General features: G+C 70.6%; 17 protein-coding genes and 1 pseudogene. 14 read left to right on the forward strand and 4 right to left on the reverse strand.

Going from position 1 to position 19,675, the window contains the following annotated elements; all coding sequences use genetic code 11:
- Positions 1-220 precede the first annotated feature (220 nt).
- The 9 genes and pseudogenes from OHB00_RS40040 to OHB00_RS40080 all read left to right on the forward strand — a co-directional run.
- Positions 221-424, forward strand: coding sequence for a helix-turn-helix domain-containing protein (locus tag OHB00_RS40040; RefSeq protein ID WP_406442422.1), 204 nt, complete (start codon positions 221-223; stop codon positions 422-424).
- A 28-nt stretch (positions 425-452) separates the two neighbouring features.
- Positions 453-626, forward strand: a complete 174-nt coding sequence (locus OHB00_RS40045) for a winged helix-turn-helix domain-containing protein (RefSeq protein WP_406442423.1) — start codon at positions 453-455, stop codon at positions 624-626.
- Positions 627-806: 180 nt separating this feature from the next.
- Positions 807-1,199: a transposase gene (locus OHB00_RS40050; RefSeq protein WP_406442425.1), complete on the forward strand. Its 393-nt coding sequence runs from the start codon at positions 807-809 to the stop codon at positions 1,197-1,199.
- Positions 1,200-2,195: 996 nt separating this feature from the next.
- Positions 2,196-3,224, forward strand: coding sequence for an IS110 family transposase (locus OHB00_RS40055; protein WP_406442427.1), 1,029 nt, complete (start codon positions 2,196-2,198; stop codon positions 3,222-3,224).
- A gap of 32 nt (positions 3,225-3,256) precedes the next feature.
- Positions 3,257-4,576 carry a 4-carboxymuconolactone decarboxylase gene (gene pcaC, locus OHB00_RS40060; RefSeq protein WP_406442429.1) on the forward strand — a complete coding sequence of 440 codons (1,320 nt, stop codon included), beginning with the start codon at positions 3,257-3,259 and terminating at the stop codon, positions 4,574-4,576.
- Between the two features lie 65 nt (positions 4,577-4,641).
- Positions 4,642-5,277, forward strand: a complete 636-nt coding sequence (locus OHB00_RS40065) for an MBL fold metallo-hydrolase (RefSeq protein WP_406442430.1) — start codon at positions 4,642-4,644, stop codon at positions 5,275-5,277.
- A gap of 87 nt (positions 5,278-5,364) precedes the next feature.
- The gene (locus OHB00_RS40070) at positions 5,365-6,144 is read left to right on the forward strand and encodes an exodeoxyribonuclease III (protein WP_406442431.1); all 780 of its coding nucleotides are present in this window, start codon (positions 5,365-5,367) and stop codon (positions 6,142-6,144) included.
- A gap of 16 nt (positions 6,145-6,160) precedes the next feature.
- A complete protein-coding gene (locus tag OHB00_RS40075) occupies positions 6,161-6,568 on the forward strand; it encodes a DUF6278 family protein (protein WP_406442433.1) in 408 nt (135 codons plus the stop codon).
- 101 nt (positions 6,569-6,669) lie between these two features.
- Positions 6,670-6,947, forward strand: a pseudogene (locus tag OHB00_RS40080) (amino acid ABC transporter permease); the annotation flags it as partial.
- A gap of 44 nt (positions 6,948-6,991) precedes the next feature.
- Here OHB00_RS40080 and OHB00_RS40085 read toward each other — a convergent pair.
- Both OHB00_RS40085 and OHB00_RS40090 read right to left on the reverse strand, forming a co-directional pair.
- Positions 6,992-8,608: a CocE/NonD family hydrolase gene (locus OHB00_RS40085; protein ID WP_406442434.1), complete on the reverse strand. Its 1,617-nt coding sequence runs from the start codon at positions 8,606-8,608 to the stop codon at positions 6,992-6,994.
- 116 nt (positions 8,609-8,724) lie between these two features.
- Complete coding sequence (locus OHB00_RS40090) at positions 8,725-9,489, reverse strand: hypothetical protein (protein WP_406442435.1); 765 nt, start codon at positions 9,487-9,489, stop codon at positions 8,725-8,727.
- Between the two features lie 143 nt (positions 9,490-9,632).
- Between OHB00_RS40090 and ggt the strand changes: the two genes are divergently transcribed.
- On the forward strand, positions 9,633-11,426 hold the full coding sequence (gene ggt, locus OHB00_RS40095; RefSeq protein WP_406442436.1) for a gamma-glutamyltransferase: 1,794 nt from the start codon (positions 9,633-9,635) through the stop codon (positions 11,424-11,426).
- Between the two features lie 88 nt (positions 11,427-11,514).
- On the opposite strand, the gene OHB00_RS40100 is transcribed toward ggt, so the two are convergent.
- Positions 11,515-14,073, reverse strand: coding sequence for an ATP-dependent Clp protease ATP-binding subunit (locus OHB00_RS40100; protein WP_406442437.1), 2,559 nt, complete (start codon positions 14,071-14,073; stop codon positions 11,515-11,517).
- Positions 14,074-14,619: 546 nt separating this feature from the next.
- Complete coding sequence (map, locus tag OHB00_RS40105) at positions 14,620-15,399, reverse strand: type I methionyl aminopeptidase (RefSeq protein ID WP_406442439.1); 780 nt, start codon at positions 15,397-15,399, stop codon at positions 14,620-14,622.
- A 44-nt stretch (positions 15,400-15,443) separates the two neighbouring features.
- Between map and OHB00_RS40110 the strand changes: the two genes are divergently transcribed.
- The 4 genes from OHB00_RS40110 (at position 15,444) to OHB00_RS40125 (ending at position 19,552) form a co-directional block, all read left to right on the forward strand.
- Entirely contained in the window at positions 15,444-15,695 is a 252-nt protein-coding gene (locus OHB00_RS40110) for a helix-turn-helix transcriptional regulator (RefSeq protein ID WP_351707725.1), read from the forward strand.
- A 126-nt stretch (positions 15,696-15,821) separates the two neighbouring features.
- A complete protein-coding gene (locus OHB00_RS40115; protein ID WP_406442441.1) occupies positions 15,822-17,210 on the forward strand; it encodes a hypothetical protein in 1,389 nt (462 codons plus the stop codon).
- Between the two features lie 219 nt (positions 17,211-17,429).
- The gene (locus tag OHB00_RS40120) at positions 17,430-18,272 is read left to right on the forward strand and encodes a nitrilase-related carbon-nitrogen hydrolase (RefSeq protein WP_406442443.1); all 843 of its coding nucleotides are present in this window, start codon (positions 17,430-17,432) and stop codon (positions 18,270-18,272) included.
- Complete coding sequence (locus tag OHB00_RS40125) at positions 18,269-19,552, forward strand: aspartate aminotransferase family protein (protein WP_406442445.1); 1,284 nt, start codon at positions 18,269-18,271, stop codon at positions 19,550-19,552. Before OHB00_RS40120 ends, OHB00_RS40125 begins: the two co-directional genes overlap by 4 nt.
- The last annotated feature ends 123 nt before the right edge of the window (positions 19,553-19,675 follow it).

The following is a 19,675-nucleotide window of genomic DNA, read 5'->3' on the forward strand; positions in this document are numbered from 1 at the left end:
GCGAGTTTGTCAGAAATGATAACTTGATGCTTCGGCATTATCTTGTGAAATACCTTCCCCTTAGCAGTCCGGATGCGTTTCCATCTAATTCTCGAGAGCTAGTGGATGTGGCGCGAGAGATTGCGAGAGCGTTGCCTCGATAGCGGCTACTGAACTTGATTGGGTGATGTCGGTGGCGTTCGTCTGACAGCCAGCGTTTGGTACCGGTAGCCCTAGGGATGTGAGGTACGCGCAGGGTGGCGGGCTGACGGACGTGGAGAGAACAGCGCGGGAGCGGTTGCGGCTCCAGGCTGTGGAGCGCTTCGAGAGCGGGCAGAAGAACGCGGAGATTGCCGTTGTCCTGCGGATCAGCGTGCGGTCGGTCGAGCGGTGGCGAGGCGGGGCTGCTGTCGAAGGGCTCGCCGGGGAGACCTCGGCTCAGTGAAGTCCAGATCGTCAGGCTGGCGCGGGATTTGGAGCGCGGGCCGCTGGCTCACGGCTGGGCGGACCAGCGGTGGACACTGGCACGGATCAAGACGCTGATCGGTCGGCTGTTCCACGTCTCCTACACGGTGGAGGGCACCTGGCGGTTGCTGAAGCGGCACGGCTGGAGTTGGCAGCAGCCGGCCCGCCGGGTGCGCGCGTAGCGGCGGGCCAGTCCCAGTTCACGTCCGATCGCGCTGATCGTCCATCCCTTCGCCAGCAGGTCCTGGACCGCCCGGTAGCGCTCCCGCGTGCGAGTGACCAGCCACTTCTCGGCACCGGTGTCCGGGTTGAGCCGACGTGGGCTCGTGTTGCTCTGACGACGGTGGGGTCAGGCAGGACCGATGGGCGATGGGGAATACACCGAACGCAAGGACCAGCCGAAAGGCTTCGGCTGGCGCGACTTCCGGGCCCTGATTGTCCGCGCCCGCATCCAGCTCGGTGGTCCCATCCTGCTGGTCTGGGACAACGTCCGCCTGCACCTGACCAAGCAGCTTCGCGAGTTCATGGACGCGAACGCCGACTGGCTCACGGCCTTCCAGTTGCCCACCTACGCGCCGGACCTCAACCTGACCGAAGGTGTCTGGTCGCTGGTCAAGCGCGACATCGGCAACCTCGCCGCAGCGAGCCTCGGCGAAGTCACCCGCGCCGTGAAACGCAAACTCAAGGCCCTCCAGTACCGTCCGGAAGTCATCGACAGCTGCCTGACGGGCACCGGCCTGTTGCCGGACCCCTGATCTCCTGGTCGCGACTGCACGGAGTCGTGCTCCAATAGCAGCGCACGCCCGGAGATGTCCCCTCCTCGGAAGCCCGAGCCCTGAACGGAGGCGGCATGACCGAGCGAGGAGCCGCAGTAGCCTTCTACCTCCGCCTCTGCTACTGGCAGTCGGCCGGCCAGGTGGAGATCGGATACCAGGTGACCGGCGTCGCCGAAGTCGTTGCGCGCGCTGACCAGGCCGCGCAGATCTACCGTGCGGCCGGTGCCGATTGCCTGGCCGGCGTCTCTGCGTGGCGCGGCGCAGACATCCCCGAAAACTCGCTCAGCCTCGCCATCGGTCCAACACGCTGGGCCATCGTCCGCACCGACGCCGATTTCTTGCAGACCGTGACACGGGTCCGCGGAGCCCGGAGCGAACCTGGCAGAAGGTTCGCTTCGACGAGTACGCGGTTGCGGTCCTCGTCGGCGCCGGCGGGTACGGACTTTCTTCGCTGGGTTCCGTCGGCAGCTGCGCGAGCTGACCCTCCTGACATTTCGGCTCACCGTCAGCGGTGTCCACCGCCCTGTAAAGCGGGCTACGCGGCTGCCCGTCATTGCCGGTCACGAGTGGGCGAAGAGTCAACGCATTGTCAGCCAGTCTAGGCCAGGTTGTGCGCGGGTTCGGACGAAGTCATCCGGCAGTGATCGAGTCGTGTCGTTGCGCCGGGATCAGTGGGACGGTTGCGCAATGCCGTCCCGGACGAAGGTCTGACTCATGAGATCTATGACCGAAGTGTCCAGTCACGGGCTTGTCGACTGCCGTTGCGGGATGGCGCCTGCTGGTACCGAGCCACAGGGCGTGTCCCTATAGGGGCCTTGCCGACTTCCAGGCGCCATCACGGTTCAGACCGCCCGAGCGGGCCGGTGCCGTCGATCCAGCACGTCATCACGTGGGAGGCGAACCATCATGACGAGCCGACAGCGCAGCACCTCCTCGAACACAGATCCTCCCGTTCGGCGGGAGGTCGTCCTGGGCGTGGACACGCACGGCGAGGTGCATGTCGCCGCCGTGGTCTCCCTCTTGGGGAAGGTCCTGGGGACCGAGTCCTTTCCGGCGACGGCGGCTGGCTACCGTCAATTGCTGGTCTGGGCCCGCAGGCGGGGGACGGTGCGCCGTGCCGGTGTGGAGGGCACCGGCACTTTCGGCGCGCGCGTGTCCCGCTACCTGCTTGGGCAGCAGGTCGAGGTGTATGAGGTGAACCGACCCGACCGCTCGGCCCGCCGGCTGCTCGGGAAGTCGGACCCGCTCGACGCTCAGGCCGCCGCGCGGGCCGTGCTCAGTGGCCGCGCCCGGGCCCGGGCCAAGTCCGGCGACGGTCCGGTGCATAGTGCCCGGTTGTTCAAGCTCGCCAAGGACTCCGCGGTCAAGGCCCGTACCCAGGCGATCAACCAGCTCAAGGCCGTCCTGGTCATAGCCGATCCCGCCCTGCGGGAACGGCTGTCGGGCCTCGGCAACGCCGAGCTGTTCCGCACCTGCGCGCGCCTCGGCCTCCCCGACGGTGGGGTAGACGAGGACCCGGTGGCCCAGGCCACCCACCTGACGTTGTGCATGCTCGCCGAGCGCATCGAACAGCTCACCGCTCAGATCGACGAGCTGAACCAACGCCTGACCCGGCTCGTGGAACGCCACGCCCCACAGTTACTCGAACCGGTGGGCATCGGTCCGGACAGCGCCGTCACTCTCCTGATCACCATGGGAGACAACCCCGAGCGGCTGAACACCGAGGCGTCCTTTGCTGCCCTTTGCGGAGTCAGCCCCGTCGAATATTCCTCGGGCCGTCGGAGCACGCGTCGGCTCAATTACGGCGGCGACCGCCAGGCGAACGCGGCCCTGCACCGCATCGTGTTCACCCGCCTGCGCCACGACCCGCGCACCGAGGCGTACTACGAACGCCGCACCCAGGAGGGCAAGACTCGCCGTGAGATCATTCGGTGCCTCAAGCGATACGCAGCCCGCGAGGTATTCAACCTGGTCAGACCGGTTGCCAGCACCCCCGCGTTATAGGGGCGTCCGTGAGACGTGAGAGGGTCTGGGGCGTGAGTGAGACACCACCGAACACCCTGCAATACCGCTTTGACGGGCCAGAAGACGCTCCGGTCCTGATCTTGGGTCCCTCACTGGGTACCACATGGCACATGTGGGACCGGCAGATCCCGGAGCTCATCCAGCAGTGGCGGGTCTTCCGCTACGACATGCCCGGGCACGGCGGCGCCCCGGCGCACCCTGCGGTTTCCGTGGCCGAGCTGACCGCCAGGCTGCTGGCCACGCTGGACTCCTTCGGCGTGCAGCGCTTCGGCTACGCGGGCTGCGCGCTCGGCGGCGCCGTCGGCGTCGAACTGGCTCTGCGGCACCCGGAGCGGATCGCCTCGCTGGCGCTGGTCGCCACCTCACCCCGGTTCGGGACGGCGGACGAGTTCCGCCAGCGGGGCGTGATCGTACGGTCGAACGGTCTCGACCCGATCGCCCGTACCTCGCCCGACCGCTGGTTCACCGGCGGGTTCGCGGCCGCCCAGCCCGCGATCACCGAGTGGGCCGTCCAGATGGTCCGCACCACCGACCCCGGCTGCTACATCGCCGCCTGCGAGGCACTGGCCGGCTTCGACGTGCGGCACGAACTCGCCCGGGTCGGCGTCCCCACGCTCGTCCTGGTCGGCTCGGACGACCAGATCACCGGCCCCGCCGAGGCCCGCACCCTGGTCGCCGGGATCCCGGACGCCCGGCTCGCGGTCGTACCCGGCGCCTCCCACCTCGTCCCGGTCGAACAGCCCGCCGCCGTCACCGACCTGCTGGTCCGGCACTTCTCCACCGCCTGGCAGCCCGCGTACGACTCGACGACCGGCCAGATGGCCATCCCGGCCGCCCCCCTCAAGCCGGTCCTGACGGCCGCTCCCCAGGCCGTGCCGCAGGTCGCTCCCCAGGTCGCGCCGATCGCCGAGATCGCCCCGGCGGTCGTGGCGCCGCAGCCGCTCGGGCGGCCCGACCCGTACGACGCGGGGCTGAAGGTCCGCCGGGAGGTGCTCGGGGACGCGCACGTGGACCGGGCGCTGGCGCAGGCCGACGAGTTCTCCGGCGACTTCCAGGAGTTCGTCACCCGCTACGCGTGGGGCGAGATCTGGGACCGGCCGGGCCTCGACCGGCGCTCTCGCAGCTGTGTGACGATCACCGCGCTGGTCGCCGGCGGCCACCTGGAGGAGCTGGGCTTCCACGTGCGCGCGGCCCTGCGCAACGGCCTCACCCCGGGCGAGATCAAGGAGGTGCTGCTCCAGGCGGCGGTGTACTGCGGGATGCCGGCCGCGAACAGCGCGTTCCGGGTCGCCCAGCAGGTCATTCGCGAGGAGACCACTCCCGAGGGCTGAGGGAGTCCGGCGGGACCGGGGGAGTCCCGAGGAACGCAGGGCGTCTCGGGGGCAGGATGGTGACCATGAAGCTCACCAAGAAGTCCCATGCGTGTGTGCGTCTGGAGAAGGACGGGCGGGTGCTGGTCCTCGACCCCGGCGGGTTCAGCGAGCAGGACGCGGCCGTCGGCGCCGAGGCGATCCTGATCACCCACGAGCACGCCGACCACTTCGACGAGGACCGGCTGCGGGCCGCGCTGGACGCCGACCCGGCCGCCGAGATCTGGACACTGAAGTCCGTCGCCGACCAGCTCGCGGCCGCCTTCCCGGGCCGGGTCCACACCGTCGGCCACGGCGACACCTTCACCGCCGCCGGCTTCGACGTCCAGGTCCACGGCGAACTGCACGCGGTGATCCACCCGGACATCCCGCGCATCACCAACGTCGGCTACCTCATCGACGGCGGCAGGGTCTTCCATCCCGGCGACGCGCTCACCGTCCCCGACCACCCGGTCGAGACGCTGATGCTCCCCGTGATGGCGCCCTGGAACAAGATCTCCGAGGTCATCGACTACGTCCGCGAGGTGAAGCCGCAGCGCGCCTACGACATCCACGACGCCCTCCTCACCGACCTGGCCCGGCCGATCTACGACCGCCAGATCGGCGCCCTGGGCGGCGCGGACCACCAGCGGCTGGCGCCGGGGGCCTCGGCCGACGTCTGAGGCCGCCCGACGTCTGAGGCCGCCCGACGTCTGAGGCCGCCCGACGTCTGAGGCCGGTTGTCAGAGGGGCCCGGTAGGTTGTGGAGCATGCGCATCGCGACCTGGAACGTGAACTCGATCACCGCCCGCCTGCCGAGGCTCCTCGCCTGGCTGGAGAGCAGCGGCACCGACGTGCTCTGCCTCCAGGAGGCCAAGGTCGCCGAGGAGCAGTTCCCCTTCGGGCAACTGCGCGAGCTGGGCTACGAGGCGGCGGTCCACGCGACCGGCCGGTGGAACGGCGTGGCGGTGCTCTCCAGGGTCGGTCTGGAGGACGTCGTCAAGGGCCTGCCCGGCGACCCCGGCTACGACGGCGGTGCGGAGCCGCGCGCGATCTCGGCGACCTGCGGCCCGGTCCGCGTCTGGTCCGTGTACGTGCCCAACGGCCGCGAGGTGGCCCACGCGCACTACGCCTACAAGCTCCAGTGGTTCGAGGCGCTGAAGGCGTCCGTCGCCGGGGACGCGGGCGGCAGCCGCCCCTTCGCGGTCCTCGGCGACTACAACGTGGCGCCGACGGACGACGACGTCTACGACGTGGCCGCCTTCGAGGGCCTCACCCACGTCACCCCCGCCGAGCGCGCCGCCCTCGCCGCCCTGCGCGAGACGGGCCTGACCGACGTCGTGCCGCGCCCGCTCAAGTACGACCGCCCCTACACCTACTGGGACTACCGCCAGCTCTGCTTCCCCAAGAACCGCGGCATGCGCATCGACCTGGTGTACGGCAACGAACCCTTTGCCAAGGCTGTGAAGGACGCCTACGTCGACCGCGAGGAGCGCAAGGGCAAAGGCGCGTCCGATCATGCCCCGGTGGTGGTGGACCTGGAGGTGTGAGTGTCAACCTGGGACCATGAACATCCCCTTTCTGGGTAACAGGCACGGCAAGACAGGTGACGTCCCCCACACCGCCGACCCCGATCTGCTCGCCGAGTGCGAGTTCCTGCGCGCCCAGGCGGCCGAGGAAGGTGTCGCGCTCGACGACACCCCGGCCTCGCTGGAGGCCCTCGACCAGTTGCTCCCGCGCTGGCGGGACGACGAGGAGACCATGACCTGGCTCGGCACCGACGCCGGCCTGTATCTGGGCACCGTCCTGACCCGGACCGTGTCCGGCGCCGAGTGGGAGATCAGGGCGGACGGGGAGCCGGTGGTACGGCTCGCGTCCGGGCGGGAGTTCGAGGTCGTCGAGTCCGGCCACGACTGGGCCGCGAGCGGGGTCCCCGAACTCTCACAGCTCTACGCGGAGGTCGCCGAGGCCTGAGCGGCGGCCGTGACACAGCTGGCAGTGGGCAGGCCGCGGATGGCCGTCGATCCTCTGACCGTACGCGCCCGCGTCGGGTGAGCGGCGGCGAACGCGGTTGACGGGAGGCCGAGTTCGCGCTCGGCGTGCGCAAGTCGCAGGTCATGTCGTACGTACTCGTGCCGCAGGCCGTACGGGCCATGCCGGGAACCCGATCGTGTCGAACCTCGACTACGATTTGCCCTTCATCCCTGTGGTGATGGTGGTCTCGCCGATCCGCACCGGGGTGTGCATGTTGCTCTCGTGGTTCGCCGGCTGGGTGGCGGGGCGGGAGCGGCACAGTCCCAGGACAGGGGTCACCTCGGCGGCCCCGGCCGAACCGGGGACGCTGCTGCCGTAGGGGGCAGCAGCCAAGGGCCAGGCCCGGCCGGCGGCAGCCGGAGATCACTGCTCGCGCAGCGGAACGGACACGTACGACGGGTCGTCCACCGGCGAGGAGAAGGTCAGCTGCGCGCCGGACGGGTTGTGCTCGGTGTAGAGCGGGTCCACCGTGTCGATCACCAGCGCGAGCCGGTGCCCGGCGGGCACGTCGTAGGCCGTGGAGAACAGGTCCAGGTCCACGTCGAACGCCGTGCCGGGCGTCCGGCCGTGCCAGGTGTAGGGCGCGTGGGTGACCAGTTTGCCGAGGCCGAGCGGCCCCACGTCGTAGAGGTAGGCGACGAGGGTGCCGCTCTCCGCGGTCGGGGTGAGGGTGGTGTGCAACCTGGCCGTGCCCCGTACCTGTTGGGCACTGCCGTACCGCTCCGACTGCCAGACGGCGGCCCAGCGCCGGGGCAGCAGCGGGATCGAGGCGACCGGCGGCAGCTGGGCGACCTGGTCGAGCAGGCCGGAGAGCAGGACGACCCCGCCGTCCGCGCCCGAGTCGACGTTCGTGTGGATGGTGGTCGAGCCGGCGAGGGCGAGCTTCCTGCGGGTGGCGCCCACCGACTTCCAGTCCGGGTAGCCCTCGTAGCCGCCGCTGGTACGGGACTTGAGCTGCACCGGCTGCTCGCGGTCGATGCCGTTGTCCGTGCCCTTGAGATAGTGGTCGAACCAGCGCTCGGTGTCGGTCCACACGTCGTTGGGCAGCCCCAGCAGGCCGGACAGCTCGGCGGTGGCGTGGTCGCCGGGGCGCAGCTCCAGGCGCTTCGGGACGGTCAGCTTGCCGTAGAAGTCGGCGTACTGGTTGGCCGGGAAGATGGAGTCGCTCCAGGCGTTTGCCATGAAGACGGCCGCGCCGTTCTTGTTGAGCTGGTCGACATAGGTCGTGGGGGAACGTTTCGCCCCCCAGGCGATCATGTCCTGCTCCTTGGCCAGGTTCGACGCGTACAAGTCGTCGAAGACCTGACGGACTTCGGGGCTCTCGCGCCCGGTGAGGGTCGCCGTGCCGTCGAGCAGGGCGGCCGCCTCGACGTGCTGCGTACGGCCGGAGTAGATCGACTGGATCAGGTCCGCCCAGCCGCTGAGCGCGCCGACCGCCTTGATCCGCTTGTCGTGCGCGGCGGCCAGCAGGCTGATCCCGGCGCCGTACGACACCCCCGCGATGCCGATGTGCTGTGGATCGGCGGTGGTGTTGGCGAGCGCCCAGTCGATCACCTTGGACGCGTCCGCGACGTCCTGAGGGCCTGCCACGTCTATCTGGCCGCCCGACTGGTAGAACCCGCGCACGTTGTAACTGAGCACGATGTAGCCCGAGTCCGCGAGCTTCTGGGCCTGGGCCAGATACTCGACCTGGGGCAGCGACCAGCTCGTGGGCAGCACGATGAGCGGGTAGCGCCGCGCGGCGTCGGCATCGGCGCCCGCGGGTGTGACGACGTTCGCCTTCAGGACCGTGCCGCCGTCGCCGGTGATGTCGACGAAGCGGACGGAGGTGGCGGCCTGGGCGGCCGGGGCCAGGCCGACGAGGGTGCCGGCGAGCAGGACCGCGGAGACGGCGCCTGCGGCGGTCGTGCGCACGGCGGTGGCGCGGCGGGCGGGGCGGCGAGCCGGGTGGCGGCTCGTGGTGGCGCGACCAGGTCCCATGGGTCACTCCTCACTCGTGTCAGTGCAAAGTGACCAGACGGTAACCGCGGGCCCTTACCGTAAGTAACCCGTCGGTAAGTTACGTGCGGGTAACGATTGTTGAATGGTGCAGGTATTCAGGAGGCCCGGTGTGAGGACTGCGGCGTCTCGGTGGCGGCGGGCGGCAGCGGCGCCTGGGCGGCACGGGTGACGTCCGAGACGAGTTCGACCACGTCAGGGCCGTACGCCTGGGAGTTGACGACCTTGAGGAGCAGGACGAAGGAGTTGTTGCCGTGCTTGCGGGCGAGCCGTTCGTGGTTGCGGGCCAGGTAGCGGGTGGCCGCCTGGTTGGTGATCGCGCGCTGCCCGCAGAAGAGGAACACCGGGCGGGCGTCCGGGCGCTGGCCGGCCGTCAGACGGGCCAGCAGTACGTACTCCGTGATGCCCGGGTCGAGGCGGTAGCGCTCGGTGCCGATCTGGAAGGCGCCGCGGTCCGGGCCCGGCTCCGGGGCGATGTTGACGCGGACGCCGGGCAGCATCGCCGACATGTGGGCCAGCATCCGCCGGTTCGACCCGGGTCCGCCCACGCAGAACTCCGTACGCTCGCCGAAGCCCTGCTGGACGTTGTCCTGGGTCACCATCTGGAGGTTCGCGCCGCAGTCCTTGATCAGCGCGGCCAGCTCCAGGAGCGCGAACACGTCCAAACGGTGGACCGCCGGTTCGGACGTGGCCGGATCGCGGTTGACGACCAGCAGCGACTCCGAGTTCTCCGGCAGCCCGAAAAAGGCCTGCTTGCGGCGCAGGCTCCGGCGCCACAGCGAAGTACGGGCCAGCCAGCCGAGCGCCGCACTGATGCCGGCCGCCACGACGCCGAGGATAATGTTGCGCAGGTCGTCATTCATGGGCGCGCATGCTAGCGGTCACAGGTGGCCGGAACGTACCCGTGTTCGAAGTGTGGCGGTCGTATGACAGTGCCCTGAATGTGGCTGTCGGGGTCGTGGCCCCGCCGATACGCTGCGCGGACGTTCCGGAACTGGAGGTGCGGATGCGTCGCCCTGTCGCGCGGAAACTGACGGTCCTGGCGGTCTCGGCCGCCGTGGTGTCGGTGGGGGCGGCAGCGCCTCCCGCCTCCGGCGCCGCGACCGCCGCGAAGACCCCGGTGGCCGTCGGCTACGGCGGTGCGGTCGCCAGCGTCGACGCGGATGCCACCGCCGCCGGTATCGAGGTGCTCCGCAAGGGCGGCAACGCGGTCGACGCGGCCGTCGCGACCGCCGCCGCGCTCGGCGTCACCGAGCCCTACTCCTCCGGTATCGGGGGCGGCGGCTACTTCGTCTACTACGACGCCAAGTCCCGTACGGTGCACACCATCGACGGCCGTGAGACCGCGCCGCTGACCGCCGACTCCGACCTGTTCGTGGAGAACGGCAAGCCGCTCGCCTTCGCCGACGCCGTCAGCAGCGGACTGAGTGTCGGCACCCCTGGGACGCCGGCCACCTGGCAGACGGCGCTCAGCCAGTGGGGGACGCGGCGGCTCGGCAGCGTGCTGAAACCGGCCGAGCGGATCGCCCGCAACGGATTCGCCGTCGACGACACCTTCCAGTCGCAGACCGCCGCGAACGAGACCCGGTTCCGGTACTTCCCCGACACGGCGAAGCTGTTCCTGCCGGGCGGGAAGCTGCCGGTGGTGGGCTCCACCTTCAAGAACCCCGAACTGGCCCGGACCTACGAGGAGCTGGGGAAGAAGGGGATCGGGCTCGTCTACAAGGGCGACCTCGGCAAGGACATCGTCTCGACGGTCGACAATCCGCCGGTGGATCCGGGTTCGGGGTGGAAGGCGCGAGCGGGCAAGCTGTCCGTGAAGGATCTGGCCGCCTACCGCGCCAAGTCCCAGGCGCCCACCGAGACGGGGTACCGCGGACTGAAGGTGTACTCCATCGCACCTTCGTCGTCCGGCGGGACGACCGTCGGGGAGGCGCTCAACATCCTTGAGAACACCGACCTCTCCAAGGCCGGCGAGGTGCAGTACCTGCACCACTTCATCGAGGCGAGCCGGATCTCCTTCGCCGACCGCGGGCGCTGGGTCGGTGACCCCGCGTTCGAGGACGTGCCGACGAAGGGGCTGCTGTCGCAGCGGTACGCCGACGAGCGGGCGAAGCTGATCAGCGACGACGCGGTGCTGACCAGCCCGGTCGCGCCCGGCGACCCCAACGACCCCGGCTCGACGGGTACGGCGGCGCCGACCACGTACGAGGGGGAGAACACGACGCACCTCACGGTCGCCGACAAGTGGGGGAACGTCGTCTCCTACACGCTGACCATCGAGCAGACCGGTGGCAGTGCGATCACCGTTCCGGGGCGGGGATTCCTGCTCAACAACGAGCTGACCGACTTCTCGTTCACGCCGGCGAATCCCGCGGTGCACGACCCCAACCTGCCGGGGCCCGGGAAGCGGCCGCGGTCGTCCATTTCGCCGACGATCGTGCTGGACAAGGCGAACCGGCCGGTGGTCGCGGTGGGTTCGCCCGGCGGGGCGACCATCATCACGACGGTCCTCCAGGTGCTCACCGAGTTCCTCGACCGGCATCTGCCGTTGGTGGACGCGATCGCCGCGCCTCGGGCGTCGCAGCGGAACGCCGCGAAGACCGAGTTGGAGCCGGCGCTGTACAACGACTCGGAGCTGAGGGGGAAGTTGGAGGCCATCGGGCACTCGTTCTCGTTGAATCCGGAGATCGGGGCGGCGACCGGTGTGCAGCGGTTGCCGGGTGGGAAGTGGCTGGCGGCGGCTGAGACCGTGCGGCGGGGCGGTGGGTCCGCGCAGGTGGTGGATCCGGCTCCGTAGTTCGCGGGCTGCCGGTGCGTGGGGGCTGGTCGCGCCCACGCGGCGGCAGCCGCATGTCGGAAGCAGTCCCGCGCCCCTAAGGGGCGCCTCAGACGGGGGTGCCTGAAAGGTCCCGCTTCTGAAACACCAGCCTCCCGCCCTCGACATCCACCGTCACCTCACTGCCCTCCGTGATCGTGCCGTCCAGGAGCAGCCGGGACAGCTGGTTGTCCACCTCTCGCTGGATGGTGCGGCGCAGTGGTCGGGCGCCGTACTCCGGCTGGTAGCCGTGTTCTGCCAGCCAGTTGACCGCCGCGTCCGTGAAGTGGGCCGTGATGCCCTGGGAGCGCAGCATGCGGCGGGTGTGTTCCAGGAGGAGTTCGGTGATCCGGCGCAGCTGGTCGCCGGTGAGCTGGCGGAAGACGACCACCTCGTCGATGCGGTTCAGGAACTCCGGGCGGAAGTGGTCGCGGAGCGGGCGCAGGACCTGTTCGCGGCGGGCCTCCTCGGTCGCCTCCTCGCCGCCGGGGCCGAAGCCGATGCCGGCGCCGCGCCTGATGATCACGTCCGAGCCCAGGTTGCTCGTCATCACGATGACCGTGTTGGTGAAGTCCACCGTGCGGCCCTGGGAGTCGGTCAGGCGGCCGTCGTCCAGGACCTGGAGGAGGATGTTGAAGACGTCGGGGTGGGCCTTCTCCACCTCGTCCAGGAGGAGGAGCGAGTAGGGGTGGCGGCGGACCACCTCGGTGAGCTGGCCGGCCTCCTCGTGGCCGACGTAACCGGGCGGGGCGCCCACCAGGCGGGAGACGGTGTGGCGTTCCTGGTACTCGCTCATGTCCAGCCGGACCATCCGGTCCTCGCTGCCGAACAGGGCCTCGGCGAGCGCGCGGGCCAGTTCGGTCTTGCCGACGCCGGTGGGGCCGAGGAACAGGAAGCTGCCGATCGGGCGGTTCGGGCTCGCCAGTCCGGCGCGGGAGCGCATGACCGCCTCGGAGACGACGGCGACCGCCTCTTCCTGGCCGACGACCCGCTCGTGCAGATGCGCCTCAAGGCCGAGCAGCCGTTCCTTCTCCTCCTGGGTGAGGCTGCTGACCGGGATGCCGGTCTGGCGGGAGACCACCTCGGCGACGGCCTCGGCCGTCACCTCCAGGTTCAGCCCCTCGTCCGCCTCTTCCTCGCCGGAGAGTTCGCTGATGCGGGTCTTCAACTCGCAGATGCGGTCGCGTAGTTGGGTGGCGCGTTCGTACTGCTCGTCGGCGACCGCCTGGTCCTTGTCCCGGGTGAGCTGTTCGATCTCGCGCTCCATGGCGCGCACGTCGCTGCCCTTGGCGCGGGAGCCGAGGCGGACCCGGGCGCCGGCCTGGTCGATCAGGTCGATCGCCTTGTCGGGCAGCCGCCGCTCGGTGAGGTAGCGGTCGGAGAGCTCGACGGCGGCCACCAGGGCCTCGTCGGTGTAGCGGACCTGGTGGTGGGCCTCGTAACGGTCGCGCAGGCCGCGCAGGATCTCGATGGCGTCCGGGACCGTCGGCTCGGGCACCAGGATCGGCTGGAAGCGGCGGGCCAGCGCCGCGTCCTTCTCGATCTTGCGGAACTCCTCAAGCGTGGTCGCGCCCACGACATGCAGCTCGCCCCGGGCCAGCGCGGGCTTGAGGATGTTGCCCGCGTCCATCGAGCCGCCCTCGCCGCCGCCCCCGGCACCGACCACGGTGTGCAGCTCGTCGATGAAGACGATCAGCTGGTCCGAGTGCGAGCGGATCTCGCCGACGATGTTGTTGAGCCGCTCCTCGAAGTCGCCCCGGAAACGGGTGCCGGCCACCACGCCCGGCAGGTCGAGAGCGACCACCCGGCGCCCGGCGAGCCCGTCCGGCACATCCGCGTCGGCGATCCGCTGGGCCAGCCCCTCGACGATCGCCGTCTTGCCGACCCCGGCGTCACCGATCAGTACGGGGTTGTTCTTGCCGCGCCGGGAGAGCACCTCGATGGTCTGCTCGATCTCGTCGTCACGGCCGATGACCGGATCGATCCGGCCCTGACCCGCCAGCTCGGTCAGATCGCGGCCGTACTTGTCGAGCGTCGGCGTGCCGCCGCTACGGCGCCGGGTGTCCGGGCCGGCGAGCGAGCGGTCCGTCTCCGGGGCGTCCGGCGGCAGGCCGGCGGCGGCGAACCGGGCGGCGTTCAGGATGTGCCCGGCGGCCGAGTCCGGGTTGGCGGCGAGCGCGCCCAGCACGTGTTCGGGGCCGATGTACCCGGCGCCGCTGGCCCTGGCCAGGTCGTGCGCGTCCAGCAGGGCCCGCTTCACGGCCGGGGTGAGGGACAGCGAGGTCGGCGGGGGTGCCTCGCCCGGTGGGTGCTGGACCGGGCCGGCGCGGCCGTCGATCTCCGTCGCCAGCGAGTCGGGATCGGCGCCGGACCTGCTGAGCAGCGAGCGGGTGGGTTCCGCCGTGAGCGCCGCGCGCAGCAGATGCTCGGTGTCGAGGTCCCGGCTGCCGTGTTCGGCGGCGTACTGGGCGGCGCCCTTGACCAGTTCCCTGGCCGGCTGGCTCAGCAGCCTGCCGATGTCGATCTGCCGGGGACCCTGGCGGGCTCCGCCGCCCCCGAAGAAGCGTGCGAGGAACTCTCCGAAAGGATCCTGTCCGAAATTGTCCGGTCCGGGGTAACCGCTGGTCATGAGCGTTCGTTCCGTTCCGGCGTCCCGGCGCCTGGCGGGACGCGCTCGCTGGTCGACGTGCCGGTCCACGCGGGTGCCCCTGCAGGGCCCGGTCACACCACCTTCGCACGCCCGCCGGAGGGGGGCACGTTCAGCCGTTCGGGCGGCGGCCCGACGTGCGCCACCGTATTTCGCCGGCCGCTGCCGCCCACCCGGCCGGGGAGAATTCCCCAGAAGAATTCAGCACCGGCCGGACCCGCAATCCGGCCGGTGCTTCACGTGAGCGCTATGTCACGTGATCAACGGCCGTTGGTATTCGGCCGGGGCCGTCGCCGACCCTGGGGCGGGGGCGGCGGGGGTACCGGCTGCCGCTGCGTGGGCCGGGGGAACGGGACCCGCATGCGCGCGTTTTCCATGAGAACTCCTTCGCTGATTTGGCGGCTTTTTATCCGCCCGTCACGGATATGCGTACGGGGGCCCGTCCGTCGTTGTTCAGCGTTCTGGAGAATTCATTGGTGTGGCGCCGGCCCGCATATCGCGATGAGAAATACCCAGGAATATCCTGTGTCAGTTCTCTGAGTTCCTGGCCGTGAGGATCCGCGGGCCCGACTCCGTGATCGCCACCGTGTGCTCAGCGTGAGCGGCCCGGGAGCCGTCGTTCGTCCGCAGGGTCCAGCCGTCCGCGGCCGCGTGGTAACCGTCCTGGCCGCCGCCGATCAGCATGGGTTCGATCGCGAGGACCATGCCGTGCCGGAGCGGGAGACCGCGGCCGGGGCGGCCCTCGTTCGGTACCCCGGGGTCCTCGTGCATACGGCGGCCGATGCCGTGGCCGCCGAAGTCCTGCGGGATGCCGTAGCCGGCGTCCCGGCACACCCGGCCGACCGCGTGTGCGATGTCGCCGATGCGGTTGCCGACGACCGCCGCCGCGATGCCCGCCGCGAGCGCCCGCTCGGCCGTTTCGACGAGTCGTACGTCCGCCGGGCGCGGCCTGCCGACCGTGAAGCTGATCGCCGAGTCGCCCGCCCAGCCGTCCAGCACCGCACCGCAGTCGATGGAGACCAGGTCGCCGTCGCGCAGCCGGTAGCCGGTCGGGATGCCGTGCACGATCGCGTCGTTCACGGACGCGCAGATGACGGCGGGGAACGGAGTGGGCGCGAACGAGGGCCGGTAGCCGAGGAAGGGGGAGGAGGCCCCGGCCTCACGCAGCACCCCGCGCGCCACCTCGTCCAGTTCGAGCAGGGAGACGCCGATGTCGGCGGCCTCCCGTACGGCTGTCAGGGCTCGCCCCACGACCTGCCCCGAGGCGTACATGGCGTCGATCGATGTGTCTGTCTTCAGTTCCACCATGCCAATTAATATACCGGTTTTCTCGACCGGGTTAGAATGACGGCATGGTACGCACCCCTCTCACCCCGGAAGAGCGTGAACGCGGCGAGCGGCTCGGGCGGTTGCTGCGCGAGGCGCGCGGCGGCCGGAGCATGACGGAGGTGGCGGCCGCGGCGGGCATCTCGGCCGAGACCCTCCGCAAGATCGAGACCGGGCGGGCGCCGACCCCCGCCTTCTTCACCGTCGCCGCGCTGGCCCGCGCGCTCGGCCTGTCGATGGACGACCTCGTGGAGCGCTGCGCCCTGGTCGTCGTCTGACGCGCGTCGGTCAAGATCGGGCAATGAGGTCTCCGCACTCCCACGGAAAACTCCCCGTAGCAACCTCGTAACACGACTGGTGTTGCCTACGGAACCGGAGTGTTCCGGTCTGGCGGGAGTCGAGCGATGACTGTGGATCAGCTCCCCGGCCGGGTGCGGGAGTTTGCGAACTACCTGAACGGCCTGCTGGCGCGCCTGGACCAGGGCGGCGGCTGGTGTGCCGTCTTCTGGCTGCGCGACCCCGACGGTATGCAGGCCTGCCTCGGCGGGCGCGAGGTGCCGCCCTGGGACGTCGTGGAGGCGCTGCTCCAGGACCTCGCGACCGGCTACGGCCCCGAGATCGCCGCCCACGAGACCGGGCAGGCCCGCCGGCTGCACGCGGACGCGCTCACCGCGTACGACTCCCGGCCGGGCGCCCGCGAGGACCTGAGCGACCGCCTCGACGGCACCCTCCGCGAACAGCGGTACGCCACCGAACGCCTGGCCCAACTCGGACGTGCCCTCGACTCCGCGCACTCCCGCGAGGAGGCCGAGGCCCTGCACGTCGACCTCGCCTGGGCCCGCGACGACCACGAACGGGCGACCGCCCGGTGCGCCGAACTCCGGGCCCGGATGGCGCGGCTCCAGCACCGCGCCGAACTCGGCGGCCACCTGCGGAGCCGGACCCCCGCCGCAGCCCCCCAGCCGGACCCCGCCCCCTCACCGGCCTCTGCAGCCTCTGCCCCGGTACCCGCACCTGCCCCGGCCCCCGCCCCCGCACCTGTCTCGGACTCCGCCCCCGCCCCGGCCAAACAGCGCAAGCGGCGGCGGGGCAGCGCCCGGTTCGCCGGCATGGCCGAGGACGAGGCCGCGCCGACCGTCGTACCGCAGACTCCGCAGGTGTCCACGGCTCCCAGCGGCCGTGGCATCCCGCGCGGGGCCCGGTTCGCCGGAGCCGCCGAGGCACCGGCGCGGACGGAACCGAGTGCGGAGCAGGCGCCCGACGCCGAGGCGGGGCAGGCCGCGGCCCAGGCCACGGAAAGGCTCGTTCGGCTGCGGGCGCAGGGCCGCACAGGCGAGGCGCACGCGCTCCTGGCCGAGGTCGTGCAGTGGCCGGCCGCCCGCTTCCCCCTGCTCGCCGAGTCCCTCCAGCGCGCCGGGCTCGGCGCCGACTGGGCCACACTGCTCTGGGAGGCGGCCTCACTGCCGCCCGCCCGGCTGGTGGCGGCCGCCGACGCGCTGTCCGCCGCGGGCAGGGTCGCCGACAGCCGGCAGATCCTGCGCCAGGGTGTCGTCCGCCCCGCGACGGAGATCGGCGAGGCGGTCCTCGCCCTGGACACGGAGGGCCGCCACCGCGAGGCCCGCGCCCTGCTGGACACCTACGTCCAGGTCCGCGCCCCGGAAGAGGCGGCACAGAGCGCGGAGCCGGATCCGCAGCGCCTGGTGCCGCTGCTCCTCAGCTCGGCACAGGCGGTCTCGGACCAGTGCCACTGGGATCTGCTGCACGCGCTGCGGGTGGCGGGCCTCGCGGCTTGACCGACCCGTGCTGGAGTGCCCCGACAGGGGCGCGGGGAACTGCGCGATCACCCTACGGGCACCGGCACTCCGCACTCGACCGAACCCTCACGGCGGAGCCCCTGACTCGTCCACCGGGGTAAGAAACGCGATGGACTCGGCCGCTTAACGACGATGGTCTTGGCAAGGACTCCGAGGAAGCTTACTTTCGACCCTCTACGGGCGTAGAAGGAGCAGCTCATGGCCAACGTCGTACGCGCCGCTCTGGTCCAGGCCACCTGGACCGGCGACACCGAGTCCATGGTGGCGAAACACGAGGTGTACGCCCGCGAGGCGGCCCGCCAAGGTGCGAAGATCATCGGATTTCAGGAAGTCTTCAACGCCCCCTACTTCTGCCAGGTCCAGGAACCCGAGCACTACCGCTGGGCCGAGCCGGTCCCCGACGGGCCGACGGTCAGTCGTATGCGGGAACTCGCGCGCGAGACCGGAATGGTGATCGTCGTCCCGGTCTTCGAGGTCGAGCAGTCCGGCTTCTACTACAACACCGCCGCCGTGATCGACGCCGACGGCACCGTCCTCGGCAAGTACCGCAAGCACCACATCCCGCAGGTCAGGGGCTTCTGGGAGAAGTACTACTTCAAACCCGGGAACATCGGCTGGCCGGTCTTCGACACCGCCGTGGGCAAGGTCGGCGTGTACATCTGCTACGACCGCCACTTCCCCGAGGGCTGGCGGCAGCTCGGGCTCAACGGCGCACAGCTGGTCTACAACCCGTCGGCCACCTCGCGCGGCCTGTCCGCCTACCTCTGGCAGCTGGAGCAGCCGGCCGCCGCCGTCGCCAACGAGTACTTCGTCGCCGCCATCAACCGGGTGGGCCAGGAGGAGTACGGGGACAACGATTTCTACGGGACGAGCTACTTCGTCGATCCACGTGGGCAGTTCGTGGGGGAGGTGGCGAGCGACAAGGGCGAGGAACTCGTCGTGCGTGACCTCGACTTCGACCTGATCGAAGAAGTGCGGCAGCAGTGGGCCTTCTACCGCGACCGCCGTCCCGACGCCTACGAAGGGCTGGTACAGCCGTGAACGACCTCTTCGCCCGCCACCGTCAGGTCCTGCCCGACTGGCTGGCCCTCTACTACGACGAGCCGCTCGAAATCACGCACGGCGAGGGGCGGCACGTCTGGGACGCGGACGGCAACCGCTACCTCGACTTCTTCGGCGGCATCCTCACCACGATGACCGCGCACGCGCTCCCCGAGGTGACGAAGGCGGTGAGCGAGCAGGCCGGCCGGATCATCCACTCCTCCACGCTCTACCTCAACCGCCCGATGGTCGAACTCGCCGAGCGCATCGCGCAGTTGAGCGGCATCCCGGACGCCCGCGTCTTCTTCACCACCTCCGGCACGGAGGCCAACGACACGGCGCTGCTGCTGGCGACGACCTACCGCCGGACCAACACGATCCTGGCGATGCGCAACAGCTACCACGGCCGCTCCTTCAGCTCGGTCGGCATCACCGGCAACAAGGGCTGGTCCCCGACCTCGCTGTCCCCGCTCCAGACGCTGTACGTCCACGGCGGCGTCCGCACCCGAGGCCCGTTCGCCGAGCTGAACGACCGTGACTTCATCGCGGCCTGCGTCGCCGACCTGCGCGACCTCCTCGGCCACACCCGCCCGCCGGCCGCGCTGATCGCCGAACCGATCCAGGGCGTCGGCGGCTTCACCTCCCCGCCCGACGGGCTTTACGCGGCCTTCCGCAAGGTGCTCCAGGAGCAGAACATCCTCTGGATCGCCGACGAGGTGCAGACCGGCTGGGGCCGCACCGGCGAGCACTTCTGGGGCTGGCAGGCACACGGCCAGAGCGGCCCGCCGGACATCCTCACCTTCGCCAAGGGCATCGGCAACGGCAGTTCCATCGGCGGTGTGGTGGCCCGCGCCGAGATCATGAACTGCCTGGACTCCAACAGCATCTCGACGTTCGGAGGCACCCAGATCACCATGGCGGCGGGCCTCGCCAACCTGTCGTACCTCCTGGACCACGACCTCCAGGGCAACGCCCGCCGCGTCGGCGGCCTCCTCATCGAACGCCTCCGCGCGGCCGCCGCCCAACTGCCCGGCGTCCGCGAGGTCCGGGGCCGCGGTCTGATGATCGGCGTCGAACTGGTCAAGCCCGGCACCGACGAAGCCGACCCCAAGTCCGCCTCGGCCGTCCTGGAAGCGGCCAGGGAAGGCGGCCTCCTGATCGGCAAGGGCGGCGGCCACAACACCAGCGCCCTGCGCATCGCGCCGCCACTGTCGTTGACGGTGGCGGAGGCGGAGGAGGGCGCGGCGATCCTCGAACAGGCGTTGAGGAGTGCCTACTAGGCGCTCCGCCGGAGGTGCCGTGACCTGCCTGTGCCGGCTGCGGCGCCGTCGTGGCTGGTCGCGCAGTTCCTCCCCCAGCCTTCGGCCGGGGGGACCCCCAGCGCCCCTGAAAACAGGGGGCTG

It is taken from the genome of Streptomyces sp. NBC_00631, assembly GCF_045206895.1.
In the GTDB taxonomy this organism is placed as follows: Bacteria; Actinomycetota; Actinomycetes; order Streptomycetales; family Streptomycetaceae; genus Streptomyces.

Bases quoted from the DNA above. Each gene is read 5' to 3' on its own strand.
- OHB00_RS40050 (WP_406442425.1), top strand. From the start codon at position 807: ATGGGCGATGGGGAATACACCGAACGCAAGGACCAGCCGAAAGGCTTC.
- OHB00_RS40065 (WP_406442430.1), top strand. From the start codon at position 4,642: ATGAAGCTCACCAAGAAGTCCCATGCGTGTGTGCGTCTGGAGAAGGAC.
- OHB00_RS40070 (WP_406442431.1), top strand. From the start codon at position 5,365: ATGCGCATCGCGACCTGGAACGTGAACTCGATCACCGCCCGCCTGCCG.
- OHB00_RS40075 (WP_406442433.1), top strand. From the start codon at position 6,161: ATGAACATCCCCTTTCTGGGTAACAGGCACGGCAAGACAGGTGACGTC.
- OHB00_RS40085 (WP_406442434.1), bottom strand. From the start codon at position 8,608: ATGGGACCTGGTCGCGCCACCACGAGCCGCCACCCGGCTCGCCGCCCC.
- OHB00_RS40090 (WP_406442435.1), bottom strand. From the start codon at position 9,489: ATGAATGACGACCTGCGCAACATTATCCTCGGCGTCGTGGCGGCCGGC.
- ggt (WP_406442436.1), top strand. From the start codon at position 9,633: ATGCGTCGCCCTGTCGCGCGGAAACTGACGGTCCTGGCGGTCTCGGCC.
- OHB00_RS40100 (WP_406442437.1), bottom strand. From the start codon at position 14,073: ATGACCAGCGGTTACCCCGGACCGGACAATTTCGGACAGGATCCTTTC.
- map (WP_406442439.1), bottom strand. From the start codon at position 15,399: ATGGTGGAACTGAAGACAGACACATCGATCGACGCCATGTACGCCTCG.
- OHB00_RS40110 (WP_351707725.1), top strand. From the start codon at position 15,444: ATGGTACGCACCCCTCTCACCCCGGAAGAGCGTGAACGCGGCGAGCGG.
- OHB00_RS40115 (WP_406442441.1), top strand. From the start codon at position 15,822: ATGACTGTGGATCAGCTCCCCGGCCGGGTGCGGGAGTTTGCGAACTAC.
- OHB00_RS40120 (WP_406442443.1), top strand. From the start codon at position 17,430: ATGGCCAACGTCGTACGCGCCGCTCTGGTCCAGGCCACCTGGACCGGC.